The sequence below is a fragment of the Sphingobacterium sp. JB170 genome, assembly GCF_900163865.1.
Taxonomy (GTDB): Bacteria; Bacteroidota; Bacteroidia; order Sphingobacteriales; family Sphingobacteriaceae; genus Sphingobacterium.
This window is the reverse complement of sequence record NZ_FUKU01000009.1, coordinates 1-2,357: the sequence shown is the minus strand read 5'-3', so window position 1 is coordinate 2,357 and position 2,357 is coordinate 1. Positions and strand designations below refer to the sequence as shown.

Annotated in this window: 3 protein-coding genes; all 3 read left to right on the top strand. The window is 42.9% G+C overall.

All coding sequences use genetic code 11. The features are described 5' to 3' along the window. Nucleotides 1–74 precede the first annotated feature (74 nt). Nucleotides 75–347: a hypothetical protein gene (locus tag FM107_RS01160; protein ID WP_086946692.1), complete on the top strand. Its 273-nt coding sequence runs from the start codon at nucleotides 75–77 to the stop codon at nucleotides 345–347. Then, complete coding sequence (gene tnpB, locus FM107_RS01155) at nucleotides 348–689, top strand: IS66 family insertion sequence element accessory protein TnpB (RefSeq protein ID WP_086946691.1); 342 nt, start codon at nucleotides 348–350, stop codon at nucleotides 687–689. Between the two features lie 72 nt (nucleotides 690–761). Further along, complete coding sequence (locus FM107_RS01150) at nucleotides 762–2,279, top strand: IS66 family transposase (protein WP_086946690.1); 1,518 nt, start codon at nucleotides 762–764, stop codon at nucleotides 2,277–2,279. Nucleotides 2,280–2,357: the final 78 nt, after the last annotated feature.

Below are 2,357 nucleotides of genomic sequence, written 5' to 3'. Positions count from 1 at the left end.
GTATCCGCCCTACTAACCCCGTATAGGAGCTAATCTTTACTCCATTTATCTTTGCTGTTCAAAAAACAATAAAGATGACAAAAAAAGAAAGGATGTTCGATTTGGTCGAAAATTGGCGTAAATCGGCTCTGAGTAAGAAGCTATTCTGCGAGAATCATGGTGTCAATATCCATACCTTCAATTATTGGATAACCAAAACCCAGAATGAGAAAACGGAATCTGGTGGTTTTATCCGTCTGCAACCGCCCAGCTTTGATTCGAGTTACGAAATCACTTATCCCAACGGAGTGAAGCTTTGTGTAAGAAGTGTCGATCTTGCTACTCTTTCCCAACTGTTGAAGCTCTAGATGTTCGGCCTAAGCAGTTCACATTATTATTACTTATACGAAGGGAGTTGCGATATGAGGAAAAGTTTTGACGGGCTTTGTGGGCTTATTTCTTCAGAACTTGGTCGGAATGCCACTAGCGGAGAGGTGTTCGTTTTCCTAAACAAAAGACGCACCCACATGAAACTACTGCACTGGCAGAATGGTGGCTTTGTGCTGTATTATAAACGTCTTGAAAAAGGCACGTTCGCTGCACCTGCTCCGGGTGACAAAAAGCAGAACATAAGCTGGACCGACCTAGTCCTGATGGTCGAAGGGATACAGGTTCAGAAAAGCACACAAAAAGCACGTTATAGGTTGTGATAAGGGTGTTTTTAATAAAATAAAGCAACCTTTTTTCTTGTTCAAAAGCAGTCTTTTTCGTACCTTTACACCATGCAAACGGCACTGGAATCCCTTTCAAAACAAGAGCTTATCGACCTGATAAAAAAACGGGAGTCGACGTCTGTTGAGCAGGAAATTCAAGGGCTGAAACAAGAAGTTGCTTACTACAAAGCCCAGGCGGAAATGTACAAGCGGATGCAGTTTGGCCAGAAGCGGGAACGCTTTGAAAGCGATCCTTCACAATTACCTTTACCTTTTGAGCTGTCTACCGAACAAAAGTCGGAGCAGGAAGAAGTGATTAAAGAGAAAATCACCTATGAACGCAAAAGACAAACAGAAAAGAAAGGTGGCCGCGCAGCCCTACCATCACATCTTCCTGTCCAAGAAGTTAAAATATACCCAGAAGGTGATCTTTCGGAAATGATCTGTATTGGTAAAGACATTACCGAAGAATTGGAATGTGAACCGGCCCGTTTTTTCATCAAGCGTTATATTCGCTATAAATACACCAACAAGCAAAAAGAAGGAGTTATCATTGGAGAATTACCGGAACGCATCATCGATAAAGGCATCCCGGGTTCGGGGCTCTTGAGCAGCATCTTGGTGGACAAGTATGTCGACCATTTGCCGCTTTACCGCCAGAAACAACGCTTCTCAAGGGAGAAGATTCCCATTGCTTCTTCCACATTGGAAGGCTGGACAAAAAAAGCACTCCAAAGATTAGAACCACTTTATGAACAACTGTTGTTCGATACCCGATCCAAAGGATATCTTCAAGCAGATGAAACTCCGATAAAAGTACTGGAAAGCACCAAGAAAGATGCCTGCCATCAAGGGTATTATTGGGTGTACCATTGCCCATTGGACAAAACTGTACTCTTTGATTACCAACCCACCCGTGGAGCGATTGCCGCGGTAAATGTATTGCAAAACTTTCAGGGCTACCTGCAAAGTGATGGGTATCCTGTATACACTAAAATTGGTGCACGAAAAGGGGTAACACACCTTGGTTGTTGGGCACACGCCAGAAGGGAAATAGAACGTTCATTGGACAATGATCCCAAACGAGCAGGCACGGTGATGCTCTTGACCCAAAAGCTGTATGCAGTAGAGAGAGAAGCACGAGAAAATAGCCTAGACGCAAAAGCCAGAAAAGAACTGCGGCTTACTAAATCGTTACCGGTATTGAATCAATTGGGCAAGTGGATTGCCCAAGAAGTGAAAAATACTTTGCCCAAAAGCCAAATCGGAAAAGCCATGCGGTATATCATTGCCCGATGGGATGCTTTGAACGTTTACCTTTATGATGGCGAACTCGAAATTGACAATAATCTCGTTGAAAATGCCCTGAGACCCCTCACGCTAGGAAGAAAGAACTATTTGTTCGCTGGAACACATGAGGCTGCTCAACGTGCGGCCATGATTTATTCGTTCTTTGCAATCTGCAAGAAGCATGAAGTAAACCCTTACCAATGGCTAAAATATGCCTTGGAAAACATCATGATTATCAATCATAAAAATATCAAAGACCTCTACCCGCAGAACTTTAAGTTGAAACAGCAAGCCTAGAAAATGGTTTTCAGCTTATTGAAAAAACACCTAATAAATTATTGGAATAATAATAGACGGGGTTCATCGGGCGGATAC

Coding starts and splice junctions, on each gene's coding strand:
- FM107_RS01150 (WP_086946690.1), top strand. CDS start 762: ATGCAAACGGCACTGGAATCCCTTTCAAAACAAGAGCTTATCGACCTG.
- FM107_RS01160 (WP_086946692.1), top strand. CDS start 75: ATGACAAAAAAAGAAAGGATGTTCGATTTGGTCGAAAATTGGCGTAAA.
- tnpB (WP_086946691.1), top strand. CDS start 348: ATGTTCGGCCTAAGCAGTTCACATTATTATTACTTATACGAAGGGAGT.